This is a genomic window from Bacteroidota bacterium (assembly GCA_016183775.1).
Classification (GTDB): domain Bacteria; phylum Bacteroidota; class Bacteroidia; order JABDFU01; family JABDFU01; genus JABDFU01.
In genome coordinates this window covers 17,189-35,100 of record JACPDY010000087.1, presented here as the reverse complement: position 1 = coordinate 35,100, position 17,912 = coordinate 17,189, and the positions used below count along the sequence as shown (strand labels likewise).

The following is a 17,912-nucleotide window of genomic DNA, read 5'->3' as shown; positions in this document are numbered from 1 at the left end:
TAAAGAAAAATGTTTTACAAAAGCGAATGTTTATTATTTACCACCAGTAGTTTTAGCAGCAGGAGTAGCTGGCTTTTTAACTACGCCTTTTGTCGCGGGAACATTTGACTTCGCACCATTTCCTGCAGGTGTAGTAGCTGGTTTTTTAACGGCATTTTTTCCACCCACAGCTTGTTTGTTTGCAGGTTGCTTATTTGCATTAAGGATCTTAGTCGCATCCTCTAATGATATATTTTTACCATTGTTGTATGCAGAAACGAATGCCGTTGGGAAGCCTACTTTTGCTAAATTATCTTTTTCGTTCTGGGCTTCGGCCTCGCTTGATATCATACCGGCTGTTACACGCACAAACTCATTATCAATGCGTTCATACATTAAATTTTTAAGTCCTTTAAATACATTGGGATTTAAAGGCTTTTGGAAGGCACCTAACTGAACCGTATAGATCACCCCATTAGTATTAGTAACACTTGTCTTATCTTTCAGGAACGCATCTTTGGTCGCCTCATAAGGTGGACGGGGACTAACACTTGCCGCGGCGGCATTGGCCTCCTCAACTAAATTTTTTCCTGCGTTGGGATTTTTATTTATGTCACCTTCACTATCAACTGTTGTTACACCATCATGCGTACGATTATTATTAAGTGAACCGGTACCATCATCAATTCGATGTCCGTTGGCATCAAACCGTTTCTTATTGATTCTACGCTTCTTTTCAACAATATAAAAAGTAATAAACATGCTTTCTGTTTTCCTATCCAAACTTAGCTCAATATTATTTTCGAGCAGATGAAAACGATCGCCCAAAATGCGCTCATCCATGTTAAGTTTATAACGTCCGTATGGAACATAGAATTGAAAAGAACCGTCAGCTTCCGTTAGGGTTTTTATGGTCTTACCATTTACAGCGCTAATAGTAATCCCTCCAAGGTCTACAGGCAGCTCTGTGTTTTCTGCCACTTTTTCTCTATCTAAAACTAATTTACCGTATATTTTTATTCCTTTCACGAATGGGACGCAAACTGCGCTATCACCGGTTCTGGTTTTGAAAACATTCAGTTCATCTTCAATATTGGGGAAAAAGCCTTCAATATCAACCAAAGAAAACGCAGAATAATTATATTTATTCATTGCAATATTTTTGATGCTTGCTCTGCCCCTTTCATTTGTCAATACTTCCAACTCGCCAAGTCGTAACACAATATTCTCGAGCAAATATTCTCCCTGATCCCTCTTGTTATTCCCATTAACGTCAACAAAAGCAACAAAGTCGAGTGAATAAAATCTCTTTTTAGAAAACGGGTTCGGAATACCAAATTCCTTTCTAACACCAACCATTATATTAACAGTTGTACTTGTGGTAGGTGTGGGCGTGCCAAAGTATGCATAAGAAACAGGTCCGTTTACTATACCTTCAGCCGAGGACTTAGATCTGCTCCAATAAACTCCCGGAGATAACTTCAATCGCCAACCCGTATTCGTATAATAATATAATTCAGGGGTATAAGAAAGTGACTGCCGTTGAAAAGCGGTGTAATATGAATAACTAAAATAATTTTGTAAAATCAAATGTGGATCATTAAATTGATACTGATGATTAAACATAAGGGCAATAACCTGAGGAGGGGCATTTGTATGTTCCGCAGAAGCGGCTATATTGCCATATGAGTACCGGAGACTGGCACTGTAAACTTTGTACCTGTACATTGAAAAAAACTGCAGGAAAAAATAATCACGCACCGGCTGAATCCCAATTTCTCTGTTATACCCCGCCATGACAGAGGCACTAAGTAATTTATTTGTTTCATATTCATATGTTCCTGTACCAATGCTTATACCCCTTGAATGATAAAGATGAGATTTATTAGATCGCTCATAGTAATTTACATTATAAAATAATCCGGGAGAGATAGACACCTTATCCGTTTTAAAAGAAGTAGAAAGGTTATTCAAAAATGATTGTGAAAAATACGAATAATTAGAAAACTGCACCGGCTTATAATCTATCTGACTATACAGATTTGAAAGCATGAGGGCAGTTTTTTTATTTAAGTAAAAATAATTTGTCAAACCACCGTTGATCATACTGCCACTATTATTGGGCTCGAAATATCTGGAGACGTATGACCCGTTCAAACCGGTGTGTAATCGGGCATCTTTAAAGAAAACCCCGGAGTATCCTCCAAACAGCTGGTAGCCTGTTCGTTTATATGAATTCAACAGCTGAGTAGAATTATTATTGGCCAAAAAACCACCAAGGCTAACGGAATGTCCACCTTTAATGGGTACAGATGCGTTTCCACCAAAATAATCTGTAGTTAAACTATTGGGGTTATATGAAGTTCTTGTATACGAAACATTAAATACACCAAAGGAAGGGGTATACTTGTAAGCTGCTCCAAATCCTTCTCTATCAGCGTTGCTAAAAAGTCTTGATCTGGTATAGAATGCAGCAACTTTATGTTCAGGATGGAATTGATACCCTGCACTCAGACCTTTACCGGCAGAACCATAACCGCCTATGGCCCCCCCTATATCACCAATCTCAACTGAATACTTACTATCAAAATATCCTATGTAGTTAAAGCTATTCATGAAATAATCATTTGTATAATATGAATTTGAGAAAAAATACTGGGAATAATAATTCACGATTCCATCCGTTCCAATGTTTGTTGACCCTCTCAAATTAATACCCAGAATTGGCTGTCCACCAATAATATTATACATATTAGCATCCATTATAAGCGGAAATGCTGAATAACCATAGCGACTAGCCTCAATTTGATTACCAAGTTTAATAAATGAAACCTTCTTGGCCCTTTTTAATCCACCACCACTTAACAGAGGCTCACTGGCATTTACATAAATTGACGAAGTATGCGTTTCAGAACTCGATTGCATATTGTAACTTTCTGTATCCACTCTTTTTTGATTCTTTATTCCATCAGTATATGTTGCATTGTATTGAAAGGTAGTATCATTGCCGGGTTTAAGTTTAAGATTTTTTAATTCGTTTTTAATTCGCCGGTTGGTGGAATCTGAAATGATCACACTTTTTCTTGGATTCTCAAATCCAAGTACAACCTCCTGGTCTTCATTTCCATTATTACTGATACTAACTTTAAACTTTGTTGTGTTTTCCCTATTTAAAAAATATATTTTTTCGCCGGGACTTACACTGATTTCCCAGTTACTAAGTTTATTTCTGATTACATAAAAATGATCAGTTGCAACAGGTGTACTATCCTTTTCTAAAACATAAGCATTGATCCTGTATTTTGTATTTCCAATTATTTTTCCGTTCGGAATTACCCGAACCGGTACAAATATCGTGTCACCATTATTAACTTCATATAAGCGATTACGGGTGTTGAACGATCTCCATCCGGGTGGGTGATCCACCTGAATGGTAAAAGCGAATGATTTCCCTGAATTGTTCCGTACCTGCAATACTTTTGATATAATATCTCCCTCCTTTAACACGCATGGCAAAGTATCGAAACTAGCGGTTATTTTTTTTTCAAAACCCTTTTTTAAAGGAGAAGCCTGCGAAGCAGTATCTGACTTTACTTTTGCGGAATCAACTTGAGAAAACGAAGAAACAGGAAACAGCATTAAACACAATGCAAAGCCCCGACATAAAAACGTAAACAGAACATTGTATTTACTGCTCTTTTTCAATATATATTAGTTTTGTTCGAACAAACAATAATGAACGAGTACCTGATATATACCTGGTTGTAATGTAGTAGGCGGCAAAACTCTGTAATCCATAGTAAAATGATATTGACTGTAATTCGTCAGAAAACTTCCCGGAGCATTCACATTAGGCACACATCCGGCATTTGTTGCACCAGTAAGATTAATAATCGGAATGCTGGAAAGGCTATTATCTGCAATACTTTGAAAAGTCGAAAAAACGGGTGTATTACATTCATTCCTTGTACGAATTTGAAGAAGATTAAGTGGTGCATGAGGCAGGACATCAAAACCATAAGGTGTGAGCAGTTCCCATTCAGTAGCAGGCGTGCCACCAAACGTCTCAATGTGTATTTCCATATTCCATCTGCAAACGGCTACACCTGCTGGGTTGGTGTTGACAACCAGCTTTAACACCGTTGCGCCATTTTGAGTTATACCGCCTAAATACTTTGCCATATTATCGAATGTAAAATCAATATTGGCTGTAGTTGTCATTATGTAAAGCGAAGGGTTTAAAGCTGCCAAAGTGGAATTGCAATTCCCAGGGGCAGGAGTTGGGAGAGCGGCCGTACAAGTTGGTTGAGAAACCAAATTATTAAAGGAGAAAAATGCAAAAATAGCAATCAAAAATAGTCGTTGAGCCTGAAAAATGTAAACCTCCTTCGTACATGTATACATAGTTCAGTAAATATATGTATTTTTAAAGTGATTATAATAAGGAAGGACAGACAAAAAAATAATAAAAAGGGGCTATTCATTAAAAATAGCCCCTTTTTATTATTGGAATAAATTTTAGTTATCCTGCATCAAAATGTATTTTACGTACATAGTGTAGACACCAGGAGCTGCATAAACTCCGCTTGTTGCAGCTTGAGTTGCAGCAGGTAAGCCTGAAGCACCTTCAGCAGTAGTCAACGAAGTTGCTTTGCCTGTAGAAGTAGCAGTATAGTGTGCAGGAAATTTCACCGGTAAGTTTGGCAATATCCTATAATCCAACACATAACGATAGTTATTCGAAGCAAGCGTTTGTGTCAAGTAACTACCTCCAACAACACCACACTGAAGAAGTGCAGCATATGTTCCGCTTGCACCTGCAATATATTTTTCAGATGTTGCCGCGGCTGCTGTAGTAGGTGCCGTGTAAGGAGCAGTATTATCCGCAGCAAAAATAACGTTATTACCTGCCATAGAAGATGCAGATGCAGACGTCACAGGTGCGAATGGAGCACTGTAATCAGCTAAGTTAGAAGTTGTAGTTGCACAAAGGCCCGCGATTGAAGGGTTTGCAGGAAACTGGTGAAGCTCTAACGCAGTAACTGGAATAGAAGTAGTTGCGTTGGTTGCTCCAACAATTGCGTACGACAAAGGATTATCCCACATACGGTTAGTAGCATTTTGAGACAGACCAGCCGCCCAAAGATCCCAACCTACAGAAGCACTAACTTTCAAAACAGTTGCTCCGTATTTAGTAATACCTGCATAATACTTATTGATTTCATCAAAAGTAAATTCAAGCTGGTCCGGGCCTTCCATTTTTAATTGAAGTACAGGCTGAAGGTCCATCGTTATGGTAACGTTTTGTTCATCCTGTAATTGCGCAAACGAGGCAGTAGCCATAGCCATTGCCATAAGAAGCGCTGATGATTTCATGATCTTTTTCATAATGTTTGGGGTGTTGGTTTGTTTATTAACGTTTAGGTTAGAATGTCAAAAGTAAAAAAAAAGATTGGACGGTGAAATAAAATCTTCACTTTATGAGCTATCATTTCGATATGTAATTTTAAAGATCAACATGTTTATAGTAACTAACTTTTGAGTTCTACGAAATCGTTAGATAAAAGGTTACATATTTTAAAATAAAGAAATTATCGAAGCGCTCAATCAACAGTTAATATTGAAGATCAAACAGATAACAAAATATTGAAAAAGTATTTTTTTTAATAATATTATCAAAAACAACTCCACAAAAAAAGAGATTATAAATAATTTTTACGTATAAACACCTAGTTAATATTACTAATTTGGATAGATGTCATTTGGATAAATATCTATCCAAATTAGTTTAATAATAGTTATGAAAAACTATTCTGAGAGTAATAAAAAAATCACAGAAGAATAAAGCGGGCAATATTAATTTATTGTGAATTCCAATTCAGCAGCTTCAACCTCAGAGTCACTTCCAAAATCCATTACAGCTGTTGCTACATATTTCCCTTTAGGCAAAGCCCCCGGCAATGTATAGTCAATATTTCTTTCCATTCCGGGAAAAATAGTTAATTGCCTTAACATAAGTTTATCTTTAAAACCATTATTCAAATTACTAATTTCAATGTAAGCTTTACAAAAGGCCAATCCATCGCCAACATTTTTAACTGTAATATTTACATATCTATTTTTATCATCATATGCGTAATTGAATTTAAGAATTTCCACTTTATTTATTTTAACATTCGGAGGATTTTGAAAGACAAATATTCCGAAGCCAAACACAGGAATAACACCCATCACAATATTATCCTTTTGATCTTTTGGAGGAGCTAATGATTCTCTTTCTTTTGTTTGATCAACCATAATTAGTCCCCAACCTGCCCTGTAAGCGGTTGGGTCATCGGGTATAGACAATGTAACTGCAATTTTTTTCTTTTCGCCTGCTTTAAGCTCTACGAATGAAGGAGTAATACTCATCCATTTACTAACTCCATATTCATGATTCTGTCCTATAGGTAATTGAGCAACAGCTCCCTGATTATTCATATTATAATCAGCGAAACTTATTTTAAATTTTTCTGATTTGTGCGTATCATTTGTTACGGTAATGTACTTGGTTTCAGATGAACCTGGTTTAGTTCTAAAACGCACATTAGAAGGAGATACAGCCACTCCCAAATCAGTTATACCGGTATCTGCCAAATGAAATGGCTGCTCAGGTGATGTTATCGCAGCGCCTGATTTTGCCTTCGAAGTATCCTGAACCGTTACGGCATTGGGTTTTGGTTTGTTTGCGTCCTGTGCTACTAAATCAAAAACCGGACTCAGGCTAAGCAGCGCAAAAATAATTTTTATTTGTTTCATCTTCATTTGTATATAATTTATACGTTAATAATCTCTTGCAAAACAATATGCTTACTTATTCATACTACGCTCCGTAGGACAGGTTAGAAGTAAATTTGCGTTCATAAAATGAAAGACGCATAATCAATTTATTTTTCAAAGATACAATTGTTTTACAAAAACCATGCCTTTATGTTTTAAGAATGACCACTTCTACTCTCATATTTTTTGAGCTCTCTTGCAGCGTGTTTGCACCCGGATACAGTTCACGGTCACCTCCCCATCCTTTTGTTTTGATCCGTTCGGGCTCAATTGTCTTCCTAGTAAGGTAGGCCCTCACTTCATCAGCCCTGAACCGGGACAGTTTTTTTGCAGACCCATGAAAAGCCCATTTGCCACCAATCTGTTCTCTCCTCGATTCTCTTCCGATACGCCGGTTACTGTTGGTGTGTCCTTCAATGGAAATGATCGCGTTGGGATTGTTTCTCATGAACACATATAACTTCTCCAATTCTTTGTTGGATTCATTTTTAATTACGGGAGTATTGGGGTGAAAATAAATATTTCGCAAAATAAAATTTTCCCCCTGCTTCAGGGGATCTAGTTTCAACTCCAATTCGTTTCCCTCGCCCTTTAAAACTTTATATACGTTAATGCTGTGATCGAAATATTTATATCCGATTGCGTTACACTCCACTTTATACGTTTTCTCCTTTTCAATGGCAAATTCGTACTCGCCTGGTTTTATTTTTTTTACTTCAACGGACTTTCCCAAAAGTTCATCAATAATAACAGGCGCATTATCCACACTTAATCCTTTTACTGCATCTGTAATTAAACATCTTACCGGAACGCGTTGTGCATCTGCAGGCTTGGTTTTAAAAATATCGGCCGCAACTAAACTCTTATCTTTTACCTGATTATTTTGTCTGAGAGAATTGCTTCCCGGTTGTGTTTTTATTTCAACTCTACTTGTGCTGGTATCTGTTTTGGCTTTTACCTTATTGTTCACTGCAGACGAAGGAACAAAGTCTGTTGGTATTATTTTTTTTTGTGAATTATTTTTCGACTCTCCATTGGCATAAGGCTGGTTTGATACACTTATCTTTTTATTAAAACTAATGGTTCCCAGCTTTATAGGTATTCTATCGGGAGGGCATAATTTTTTACCGATTGAGGCTAATGCCTCTTCTTCACTAAGTTCATTATAAACTGATTGCTGTTGGACCACTGTATCTGACTTGTATTTTAACTTTTCCGTTTCTAATACATACGAATAATCGCAAGTGTTTAATCCCAGGATATGCCCGAGATCTTTACCCCACAAGTTTTTAATTACAATATAAACTGCTTCTCCTGCTTTAACAGGAACTTTTTTAGTGACAACAACATTGGCACGAAACGATTCGGACTGTTCATTATCAGCATATTTTCTCACTATCCGTATGTCGTTTATAGCGGTTATACTTTGCTTTGCTTTTGCATCGCAAAAATTCAAATCGTTTTCTACTTTAAATGCAATAAAGGAATAGCGGTCGCTTTCATAAAGTGGGAAAAGGGTAAAGTCGAATGTACATTCTTTGGCAAAAACAATTTTATACCAATACATCTTTTTATCAACTTCATCCTGGTTAACCTTGGAATTAAAAAACATATCGAAATGTCCAACCATTTCTGCCTGGGAAGCCATTATTATTTCTGTCACAGATCCCTGTCCCTCATATGTTTTTTTTTGTGCCTTTAAATGAAGGCCAAACAAAAGCACAACTACCAGGACATATTTACAGGGCGAACCTAACATACCACAGTAAAATTAGTTCTGTATTGACCTTGAAAAAGGAATGAAAAATATTAGATATTAACGTAACCTTGTTAATTGGAATAAGAGGAAAGAAAATGGAGCAAAATGAATGCAAACTACTCTATTGTACGGTCTTTTACTTGTTGAGAAGGATTACCACTATTTATAGAATACGCAACAAGATTTGATACTGCTACGGAATTAACAGTTAAAACCGAATGAGAACCACAGGTAACGCCTCCACATACAATAGCCCGGGCTCCAATCCATGCCCCAGCTTCAAGAGTTATTTTTCCAGTCATCAGATCGAAGGTTGATTTTTTATAGTTATGATTACCGCACAATAACATTGCACCTTGCGAAATACATACATTATTTCCAATAATCACTTGATCTAAATTATCAATCCAGGCCTTCTCCCCTATCCATACATAATTGCCAATAGTTAACTTCCAGGGATACTTTATATTTACAGAGGGCTTAACAACAACACCAAAACCTATTTTAGCTCCAAACAAACGGAGTAAAACTATTTTTAATCCGTTAAATGGATTATAGGAAACAAAAAAACAGGCATTAACAAAAAACCAAAGCGCACGTTTTAATGCACCGGCACCTGGTTGATACCAGCTGTTATCATATTTAGATAAATCTGTTGCCTTCTGCATGCTATTCAAAAATTCTTACGTTTTGAGCGACTATTTCCTTATTCGTGTAAAACCCAACGGCTTCATTAAACGCATTCAAAGATAGTTCATTAAATGTTTCCTGGTTCATTGCCGCGATTGTTTCAATTGCACCCACAAATTTATCAGTACCATTTAAAGGTAAATCCCAACCCAATTTCTTTTCGGTTAAATTCTTCCAGGGTGTCTGATCAGAAATAATGACGGGACATCCCGCCGCAAATGAATCCAGGATAACATGTCCAAAATTTTCATTCAACGTTGGCAGGATCATGCAATGATAATTAAGCAACCTATTTAATAAGTCCCGATTTTCGATAGCTTTTACATACTCTATTTTAATATTCGTGTTTGAATTTTTCAGGCTATCTATTTCTTTAAGACACAGGTTCCAATAGTTTGCATCTTCAATAGGCCCGATGATATCAAACGATATCATCATTTTTTGATTTATGCTTTTTAAAAAATGAAACACAGTGAGTAAATTCTTTTTGGGAGAAATGCGCGATAAGAAGAATAATTTTAAAATGCCAGGCTGTTTGGTCCGACTAACATAGGTAAGTGTTTTTACAGGAGGCAAATTCACTGCTTCAACTATTTTAATCTGCCGGCCGAACACTTCTTTTATTTCATCTGCCTCTATAGGCGTTGAAGCATGCCAGGTAATTTCCGAATAGAGCCCGAATAACTTCGATACTATTAAAAATAGTTTCTTTTTAAATGGTTTTATTGCCAAGGCGCCCGAACCTAACATTCCGCGCGGAGCAACAATAACTTTTTTTATCCCTTTATTATACCATAATGGCAACAATGTAAAATGAATTGAGAACAAACTGTTCAGGTAAAGTGCGTCGTAATCAGCGGTTAAAAAATTTTTTATTATTGAAGAGTTAAGCTTATCACCGGAAATATAATATACCCTAATACCCTCTTCAATTATAACCCATTCATCGCTTTTAACATTCAGGTAGGGTATGGTTTCGCCAAAATCGGTATTCCGTGTTACAATTGAAAAATCATAAAATGTTTTTAAGTGGCTAACCAGGTTGGCACATGACTGTATAGGCCCGCCCGCCTTATAGCCAGGCAAATACCAGTCAATAAAGATCAATATGCGCTTTTTAGTCTTCAATATTATTTTCGATGAGCCAGTTTTCCATTACCACCAGGTACCAGATACGTGACCAGGTTATACGTTTATCATCATTCAAAAAACGTTTCCATAGATCAAGTACTTCCTTTTCATTAAAGATGGCACGTTTTGCTAATGAATAGATCCTTTCCTCACAAAATTGTCTTAGGTCATTTTTCAGCCATTCCTGCCAGGGAAATGTGAATCCCATTTTTGTCCTGTTAACAATTTCAGGCGGAAGCATGTCGCCCATCGCATCGACAAATAATCTTTTGGGAGTATGCGGGTATTTAATATCATCATTAAGACGCAGGACATATTCTACCAGCTCATAGTCAAGAAAGGGAACACGGACCTCAAGTGCACTTGCCATGCTCATCTGATCGGTATCGCGCAATAAAACATTTTGCATGTACGTCATTATTTCGAGCAGGGAAACAGTTGACAACACAAAACCGGGCTGCGGTACTCCCGAAATTATACTGTGCGCAAGTTTTTGAACTTCATTGGATTGTATGCCGGAAGTATTTACCAGCTTTACTATCTGGTCGTCCAGTAATACCTGCCTAGATACGGGATAAAAATTTTCGATCGATATTTTTGACCGCGATAAGATTGTTGCCATTTTATCGCCGGCCACAGATGATTTAATGTTCTTTAATACCGCAGCCCCTGATCTCCTCAGTAACAACGGAACATTAGAAAGCCAGGCATTTCCCATCAACGCTTTTGTCCGTTTAAAAATATCGTAACCGGCAAATAGTTCATCTCCACCGAGACCGGATAAGGCCATTGTAATCCCGGCTTGTTTTGTCACTTTTGAAACCACAAAACTATTGGGTCCATCACCACTCGGATGGTCCATAGCTTTCAAAGCACGGGGCAATTCATTTTTAAAGTCTTCGGCTGATAATTTAATGTTGTGATGTTCTGTATTAAATTTTTTTGCAATGACCTGCGAAAAATACTCTTCGTTATATTTTGCTTCGTGAAACGTAATTGAAAATGTCTTCACAGGACTATTTGATACTTTACTCATCATTCCCACAACAGCACTTGAGTCGATACCACCCGAAAGAAATGCGCCAAAAGGAACATCGGCCACCAATCTTCTTTTAACGGCCTGCTTAAAGAGTGTATTCACCCGTTCACACGCTTCATTATAACTAATAGCTTTAGAGGGCATGGAAACTTTTGAAGTAATATCCCAATAACAGGTTGTATTAAAATTGCCTGTAGCAGTATTTAATAAACCGTAGTGTCCTGGCAAAAGCATAAACACATCTTTAAGTATAGTACGCGGTGCATGCACCGTCTGGTAACGGAGATAATCGATCAACCCGTCTTCATCCAACTTCCGGGGAATTAACCCGGATGTTAAAAGCGCCCGAACTTCCGAAGAAAAAATGAAAGCATTATTCTGTTTGAAATAATATAGGGGCTTTATACCCATCCGGTCGCGGGTTATAAATACCTCATTGGTTTGTTTATCATAGATCGCAAAAGCATACATGCCGTTGAATTTTTGCAGGCAACTTACTCCCCATGCGGCATATGCGGCTAAAATGACCTCTGTATCAGTTTGAGTTGTAAAAGCTATAGCCTTCTTACTCAAAAGCTCATTGCGAACCTCCACGTAGTTATAAAGTTCACCATTATATACGATGGTATATCGGCCGCCATCATAACTCATTGGCTGATGACCGGCGACTGACAGGTCGATGATAGAAAGCCGCCTGTGACTTAATGCCACATTGCTGTGAATAAAAACCCCTTCATCGTCAGGGCCGCGGTGCGCGAGGGCTTTGTTCATACGTTTCACAAGCTCTTCAGCCCTGACAGCTTCAATTCCGATTATACCGTTGATCCCGCACATAGTATTTTAACTGGTACCCACCTCAACTCTCATTTACTAAGAAAGGGATGGTTTTTATGAAACATCTTTCCTATTTAAAATTACATTAGCAGCCTCAATAACTTCATTAGCTGTTATTTTTTTCATACACACATTGTCAAAACACTCCCTTTTGAAACATATTGAACAGGCAATACCGCTTGAGCGAAACACTTTGTTTTTGCCATCTCCAGGCGGATACCATTTGTAAGGGAAGTCGCGCGCACTGAATATAGCAACCACAGGTGTATTGTAAAGATATGCCAAATGCATCGGTCCGGTATCATTTGTAATAACAACGGAACAGAATTTCATAGCTTCCGCTGTTTCGAGCGGCGAGAATTTACCGCAGAAATTAAACACGGCATCCCCAAGTCTCAATCCATCCGCGTTTACTACATCATCACTTCCACCAAATATCAGCAGATTAAAATTCTTATCTGAATAATATTTAACCAGCTGTTTAAAATGATCAATGGGCCACTTATTTCTCTCTACCTTGCTGCCGATAACAACACCTATATTAAGAGCTTTATCGGCAAGATTGTTTTTTTTGAAAACATCGGTTACAGATTGCACAACAGATGAATTATCGGCAACAATATAGGAGGAGCCGGAAATTACAAGACCATTGTCCTTCAGAATGATCAAAAGCCTGTCGCGTTCATTCGTAAATTTGATTTTTCTTTCCTGGAATTTTTTAAAAATAAATGTCTGTGAAATACGCCATCCAAAAGCGTGCTTTACCCCAATAAATTTTGCAAAGATTATGGACTTGACCTGCCTGGTCAACGATGCATCATATTGAGGCAACTCTATGAAAAGGTCATATTTGTTTTTTTTCAAATCAATGGCTAAAGCTTTTTTGTCCATCCCCAAATAATTTATGATCGTATTAAACTTCGATCGATCAATCAATTTGTCCAATGAAACAAAATTGCCGGAACCGGCATTTGTTAATATATCAATCTGGGCCGAAGGGAAATTGTTTCTTATCACCGACAAAGCGGGTAAGGCACAAATACTGTCGCCAATGGAACCGGTACGGAAAACAATAATCTTTTTTATAAAATCGGTTTTTTCGACTTTACCGAATAAAATTTTTTGTACTGTCAGTAAAATGAAATTGCTGAGCCAATAATCACCTCTTACCAATAAATTCAAAAAAAAATCCATATTTCAAAAGCAATTTGAAAGCTTAAAGATAAGCGCTATTGCCTAAAAATTACAAAAGTTATGGGCTAAACAATAAGTTGACGGATATATTCAATACTTTTGATGTAAATTTAAGCACAATCAAGTTCAATAAACGATCCAACAAACAAGAATCATTCTCAAAGTATATGCCCGTTAAGGTCTCTTGCTCGGTTGTTATATTAACATACAAAGGAATTCATCATCTTGAATACCTTTTACCAACTGTCAGGGAAGCCATCAACAATACACCCGGCTACCAAATTGATGTTTTGATCGTAGATAACGGATGTGATCAAAAAACAAAAGATTACACAAATACCCGATTTCCCGAATTCGATTTCAAATTTTCGCCTGTCAATGATTATTTATTTTCATTGAACAATTTTGTAAGGGATATCAGGTCGGACTACACCTTCATATTGAATGATGATATGAAATTACACCCGGACGTACTTAACAAAACGCTTGATGTTATATCAAAAGACCAAAAATTATTTTCAGTAACCTGTAACATCATGGATTTCGACGGACAATTTGAAACAACCGGGTTACGATATCTCACAATTAAAAACGGCTGGGCAGGAATAACGGAGGTTCCTGCACCGGATAAAAATTTGTACTATACCTGGTTTGCAGGGGGTGGAGCAGCAGTTTTTAATACCAGGATGTATAATGAGCTTGATGGCTTCGATCCATTATTCAGACCAGCTTATTGCGAAGATGGGGATCTTTCAATGAGAGCCTGGCACCGGGGATGGGAAACAATATATCATCCTGATGCCATACTTTATCACCGCATTTCCGCAACCATTAAGGATCAAATGAAGGAAGAAAAACTCTCCCAACTTCAAAACAGACAAAAGATCATTCTATTTGTACGCAATCTTCGCTATAACAATTTTCTTCTGAAGTTCATTCTCAAGCTCCCTTATCGCTTAATAGTTAATTGGAGAACAGGGAAAAATTCTTATTTTGCATTGATAAAATCCCTCCCCATTTTACCAAGAGCGCTTATGAAACGTTTTATGGAAAATAAACCGGTACTGAATGACAGGGAAATAACTCAATTAATTGGTAAAAAGTATAACCGGTATTAAAATAAGTGAATCCGAATAATGTCGTTTGTAAAAAGACCCATAATAGTTATAGGTTCCAAAGGAATGTTGGGTCAAATGGTAGTATCTTATTTTACAAAAAGAGGATTTAATGTTATCCCGGTTACCGAGCGCTTTGAAGAGGATACCAAATGGGATTTCATCGATGCCATAAACCAATATGATAATGGAATAATTTTTAACTGTGTCGGTCGGATCAAACAGAAAACCGAAAATGAAAAGGACCTGCTTTGGTCAAACACTATACTACCCTTAGCACTCGTTCATCATTTAAAACCTGCAATAACTATTGTTCACCCCAGTACGGATTGCGTGTTTGATGCGCATACAAACATACCTTACCCCATATCTGCTGTACAGAACGCCACAGATTCCTATGGCTGGTCGAAACGACTTGCGGAAGTTGTACTTAAGAATCGTAAGAACACATTTATTATTCGTGTTTCCATTATTGGTCCTGACAAGAACCCTCATGGAAAAGGTTTACTGGCATGGTTTCTTTCGAATAAACCTAAAAGCAGCCTTAAGGGCTTTACCAATCACCTGTGGAATGGCATTACTACTCTTGAATGGTGCAAACAAATTGAAGAACAACTAAAAAATCATGATTTAAATGCTCCAAGTAAATTACTGCAATTAGGCACCAGGGACCATCTGTCCAAATATCATATGCTTGAATTATTTCAGAAATTTTATTCAACCGACTACAAAATTGATGCATTTGAAGCTGCTGAAAAAATTGACCGCAGACTTGAACCGGTAATTATTTGTAAATCATTAAAGGAGCAACTAACCGAATTAGTGAATTATAATTTATAATACCGCTCTGGACACTTTCGTAAATAGTCTACTGGACAGAAAATGAAAAAAGTTGAGGTTTTAATAATAGCGGATGCCGGGATAGGGAATGCGATACAAGCACTCTATGCGGTTGAATATTGCCTGTACAATAAAGTGAATGTTTGTATTTACCTGAATAAAGTAAATAAATCATTTCAGAATTATTTAACTGATTGTTATAGCAATGCCGTCATTTTACTATCGCTAGAAAATATTTCCACTAAATATTTAATTCACTCTTTCACTTACCAGGAAAAAATACATACCAGTTTCGAACATTACTTCTATGTTTTTCCTGATTCCCACAGCTCACAGAATCTCAGCGAAACAGAACAATACCTTTCCATTGTTAAAGCATTATTCCCTTCAACATACCACAGCACTGTTCTTACTTCTTTAAAGGAACAATATTCATCCACGGTAAAAGGCTTATCAATCGAAACAAAATACATTCTTTATCCGGGCGGATCCGCAGTGCATTCGGCCCGAAGGTGGCCCTACTATATAGAGTTAATGAATTTATTTGGCAAGAATAATGTTATTGTTGTCGGCAGCAAAGATGATATTAATTATAATTATTCTTTTGTTTATCCCTGGTTTATAAGCAGGTTATTACCTCAACAATTTTTAAACAGTAAGAGCCTCTGGAAGTTTTTAAAAAAAATTCATATTTTAAAACCTCATGCCCACATTAATAGCATTGATACATATAGCAATGTTTATATAGAAAAATTCAGCTGGCCCGAGCTTTCTTCTTTGTTTAAACGATGTAAAAAATTTATCGGCAATGATGGGGGATTAACACATCTTGCCGCTTCTGTTGGGGCAAAAGGCACTGTATTATTCGGACCAACATCGGTTCAGAAAAACAAACCTTATAATATTAATATAAAACCCATTTACAATGCATACCCTTGTCAACCCTGCCAATTTGGAACAGGCAAGGTACAATTGGTAAATTATTATATAAATTGTCCTTATGAAGTAAAGTGTATGAAGAATATATACCCGACACAAATCATTGACTCGTTAAATGATTGACATAATTTTTATAGCCTATCAATTTCCTCCCCTAAATACAGGAGGAAGTATAAGACCATTAAAGTTTGTAAAGTATTTTCATCAATATGAAATAAATCCCATTGTATGCACATTGTCTCCGAAGAGCTATGAACTTGTATACGATGAATTTTCAACCGACAATGAAATGTTGCGGGAAATTCCACCCCAAATTGAAATAAGGCATATCCCATCTGAAAAATTGATTAACAAACAAATAGGTAAAATAAAAAATTTCATAAATATATATTTTAATGTTATTGGTGGTTATGAAGGAAATTTCTGGAAAAAAAATCTATTCCACGAACTCGAATCAATTTTTAAAACTCATAAACCTAAACTAATACTTATTTCGGCTCCTCCATTCAGCATCATACCCCTGGCCGTGGAAGCCTCAAAAAAATATAATGTCCCACTGATTCTTACAATGAGAGATTCATTAAGTATGTGGATTGACAGACCCTATGCAAGCTATATACATTTTTGGAAAACGAAACAACTCGAGGCTTCTTTTTTCTTACATGCGAAATCAATTGTTGGAGTTACAAAACAAATGATAAACGATTGGAAACAAATCCATGGCAATGTATTTGACAATAAGTATGAAGTAATTACCAACGGATTGGATGTTAAAATTGAAGATATATATTCTTCACAGGATCAGTTTACTCCTCACATTAGCGATAAAAAATTTGTTATTGGATATGTTGGAAGTTTTTACTACATACCCCAAATGAGAGAACAGATTTTTTCACCCTGGTGGAAAAGAAAACCCAATCGGATGATACAATATGTACCTCGTAAAGAGGATTGGTTATACCGAAGTCCTTATTTCTTTTTAAAAGCAGTACAATACCTTATAACTCATAAGCCGGAATTAAAAGACAAATTATCTATCATATTTGTCGGTCAAAAGCCGGATTGGCTGGATTCGATGGTAAAGGAGTTCGGACTTGAAAAAGTGATAACACATCTTGGTCAGATTTCTTATGAAAACTCATTGAAGTTTCAGCATTCATGCGATGCTTTACTGGCCACATCAGTTAAAGTCATTGGTGGTGAAGATTATTGCATTGCCGGAAAAACATTTGAATATGTTACAATGAGAAAACCGATCCTGGGTTTTGTTACAAAAGGAGCACAGCTTGATTTTCTGGAAGGTTCAGGTATGGCATTGATCTGTAATCCTGATCATACAGCCTTGTCTGCAAGAAAACTGTACAAATTGATAACAGGTAAATATCAATTCAAACCTGATATTGAATTTTTAAAACAATTTGAGAGAGTCAGCCTTACTGAGAAAATCAGTAATATTATTAAAAAACATGTGTAATTATTGTTGATTCGAATGATCTTAATCAACTATATAAAAAAAATACAGCGCTGCCTGAAATATTATTTCAAGAACCAGCACTTCCGTATTTTACTTCGC

The 17,912-nt window shown here is 36.7% G+C and carries 13 protein-coding genes; 4 read left to right on the top strand and 9 right to left on the bottom strand.

Annotated elements, in window-relative coordinates; translation table 11 throughout:
• Positions 1 to 33 precede the first annotated feature (33 nt).
• The 9 genes from HYU69_10850 to HYU69_10810 all read right to left on the bottom strand — a co-directional run bounded on the left by HYU69_10850 (position 34) and on the right by HYU69_10810 (position 13,445).
• Complete coding sequence (locus HYU69_10850; GenBank protein ID MBI2270836.1) at positions 34 to 3,684, bottom strand: hypothetical protein; 3,651 nt, start codon at positions 3,682 to 3,684, stop codon at positions 34 to 36.
• A 6-nt stretch (positions 3,685 to 3,690) separates the two neighbouring features.
• Positions 3,691 to 4,200: a hypothetical protein gene (locus HYU69_10845; protein ID MBI2270835.1), complete on the bottom strand. Its 510-nt coding sequence runs from the start codon at positions 4,198 to 4,200 to the stop codon at positions 3,691 to 3,693.
• A 297-nt stretch (positions 4,201 to 4,497) separates the two neighbouring features.
• A complete protein-coding gene (locus tag HYU69_10840; GenBank protein MBI2270834.1) occupies positions 4,498 to 5,367 on the bottom strand; it encodes a hypothetical protein in 870 nt (289 codons plus the stop codon).
• A 468-nt stretch (positions 5,368 to 5,835) separates the two neighbouring features.
• On the bottom strand, positions 5,836 to 6,783 hold the full coding sequence (locus HYU69_10835) for a hypothetical protein (protein MBI2270833.1): 948 nt from the start codon (positions 6,781 to 6,783) through the stop codon (positions 5,836 to 5,838).
• Positions 6,784 to 6,946: 163 nt separating this feature from the next.
• The gene (locus tag HYU69_10830) at positions 6,947 to 8,557 is read right to left on the bottom strand and encodes an OmpA family protein (protein ID MBI2270832.1); all 1,611 of its coding nucleotides are present in this window, start codon (positions 8,555 to 8,557) and stop codon (positions 6,947 to 6,949) included.
• Between the two features lie 116 nt (positions 8,558 to 8,673).
• Positions 8,674 to 9,225, bottom strand: a complete 552-nt coding sequence (gene wcaF, locus HYU69_10825; GenBank protein MBI2270831.1) for a colanic acid biosynthesis acetyltransferase WcaF — start codon at positions 9,223 to 9,225, stop codon at positions 8,674 to 8,676.
• Position 9,226: 1 nt separating this feature from the next.
• Positions 9,227 to 10,375, bottom strand: a complete 1,149-nt coding sequence (locus tag HYU69_10820) for a glycosyltransferase family 4 protein (GenBank protein ID MBI2270830.1) — start codon at positions 10,373 to 10,375, stop codon at positions 9,227 to 9,229.
• The gene (gene asnB, locus HYU69_10815) at positions 10,365 to 12,251 is read right to left on the bottom strand and encodes an asparagine synthase (glutamine-hydrolyzing) (protein MBI2270829.1); all 1,887 of its coding nucleotides are present in this window, start codon (positions 12,249 to 12,251) and stop codon (positions 10,365 to 10,367) included. The genes HYU69_10820 and asnB overlap by 11 nt, the downstream gene beginning before the upstream one ends.
• Positions 12,252 to 12,305: 54 nt before the next feature.
• The gene (locus HYU69_10810; protein ID MBI2270828.1) at positions 12,306 to 13,445 is read right to left on the bottom strand and encodes a glycosyltransferase family 9 protein; all 1,140 of its coding nucleotides are present in this window, start codon (positions 13,443 to 13,445) and stop codon (positions 12,306 to 12,308) included.
• Between the two features lie 38 nt (positions 13,446 to 13,483).
• Between HYU69_10810 and HYU69_10805 the strand changes: the two genes are divergently transcribed.
• The 4 genes from HYU69_10805 to HYU69_10790 are packed head-to-tail and all read left to right on the top strand — an operon-like array spanning position 13,484 to position 17,813.
• The gene (locus HYU69_10805) at positions 13,484 to 14,563 is read left to right on the top strand and encodes a glycosyltransferase (GenBank protein ID MBI2270827.1); all 1,080 of its coding nucleotides are present in this window, start codon (positions 13,484 to 13,486) and stop codon (positions 14,561 to 14,563) included.
• Between the two features lie 18 nt (positions 14,564 to 14,581).
• Positions 14,582 to 15,400 (top strand): sugar nucleotide-binding protein, encoded by an 819-nt coding sequence (locus tag HYU69_10800; protein ID MBI2270826.1) that lies wholly within the window; start codon positions 14,582 to 14,584, stop codon positions 15,398 to 15,400.
• A 42-nt stretch (positions 15,401 to 15,442) separates the two neighbouring features.
• A complete protein-coding gene (locus tag HYU69_10795) occupies positions 15,443 to 16,462 on the top strand; it encodes a hypothetical protein (GenBank protein ID MBI2270825.1) in 1,020 nt (339 codons plus the stop codon).
• Positions 16,455 to 17,813 carry a hypothetical protein gene (locus HYU69_10790; GenBank protein ID MBI2270824.1) on the top strand — a complete coding sequence of 453 codons (1,359 nt, stop codon included), beginning with the start codon at positions 16,455 to 16,457 and terminating at the stop codon, positions 17,811 to 17,813. Before HYU69_10795 ends, HYU69_10790 begins: the two co-directional genes overlap by 8 nt.
• The last annotated feature ends 99 nt before the right edge of the window (positions 17,814 to 17,912 follow it).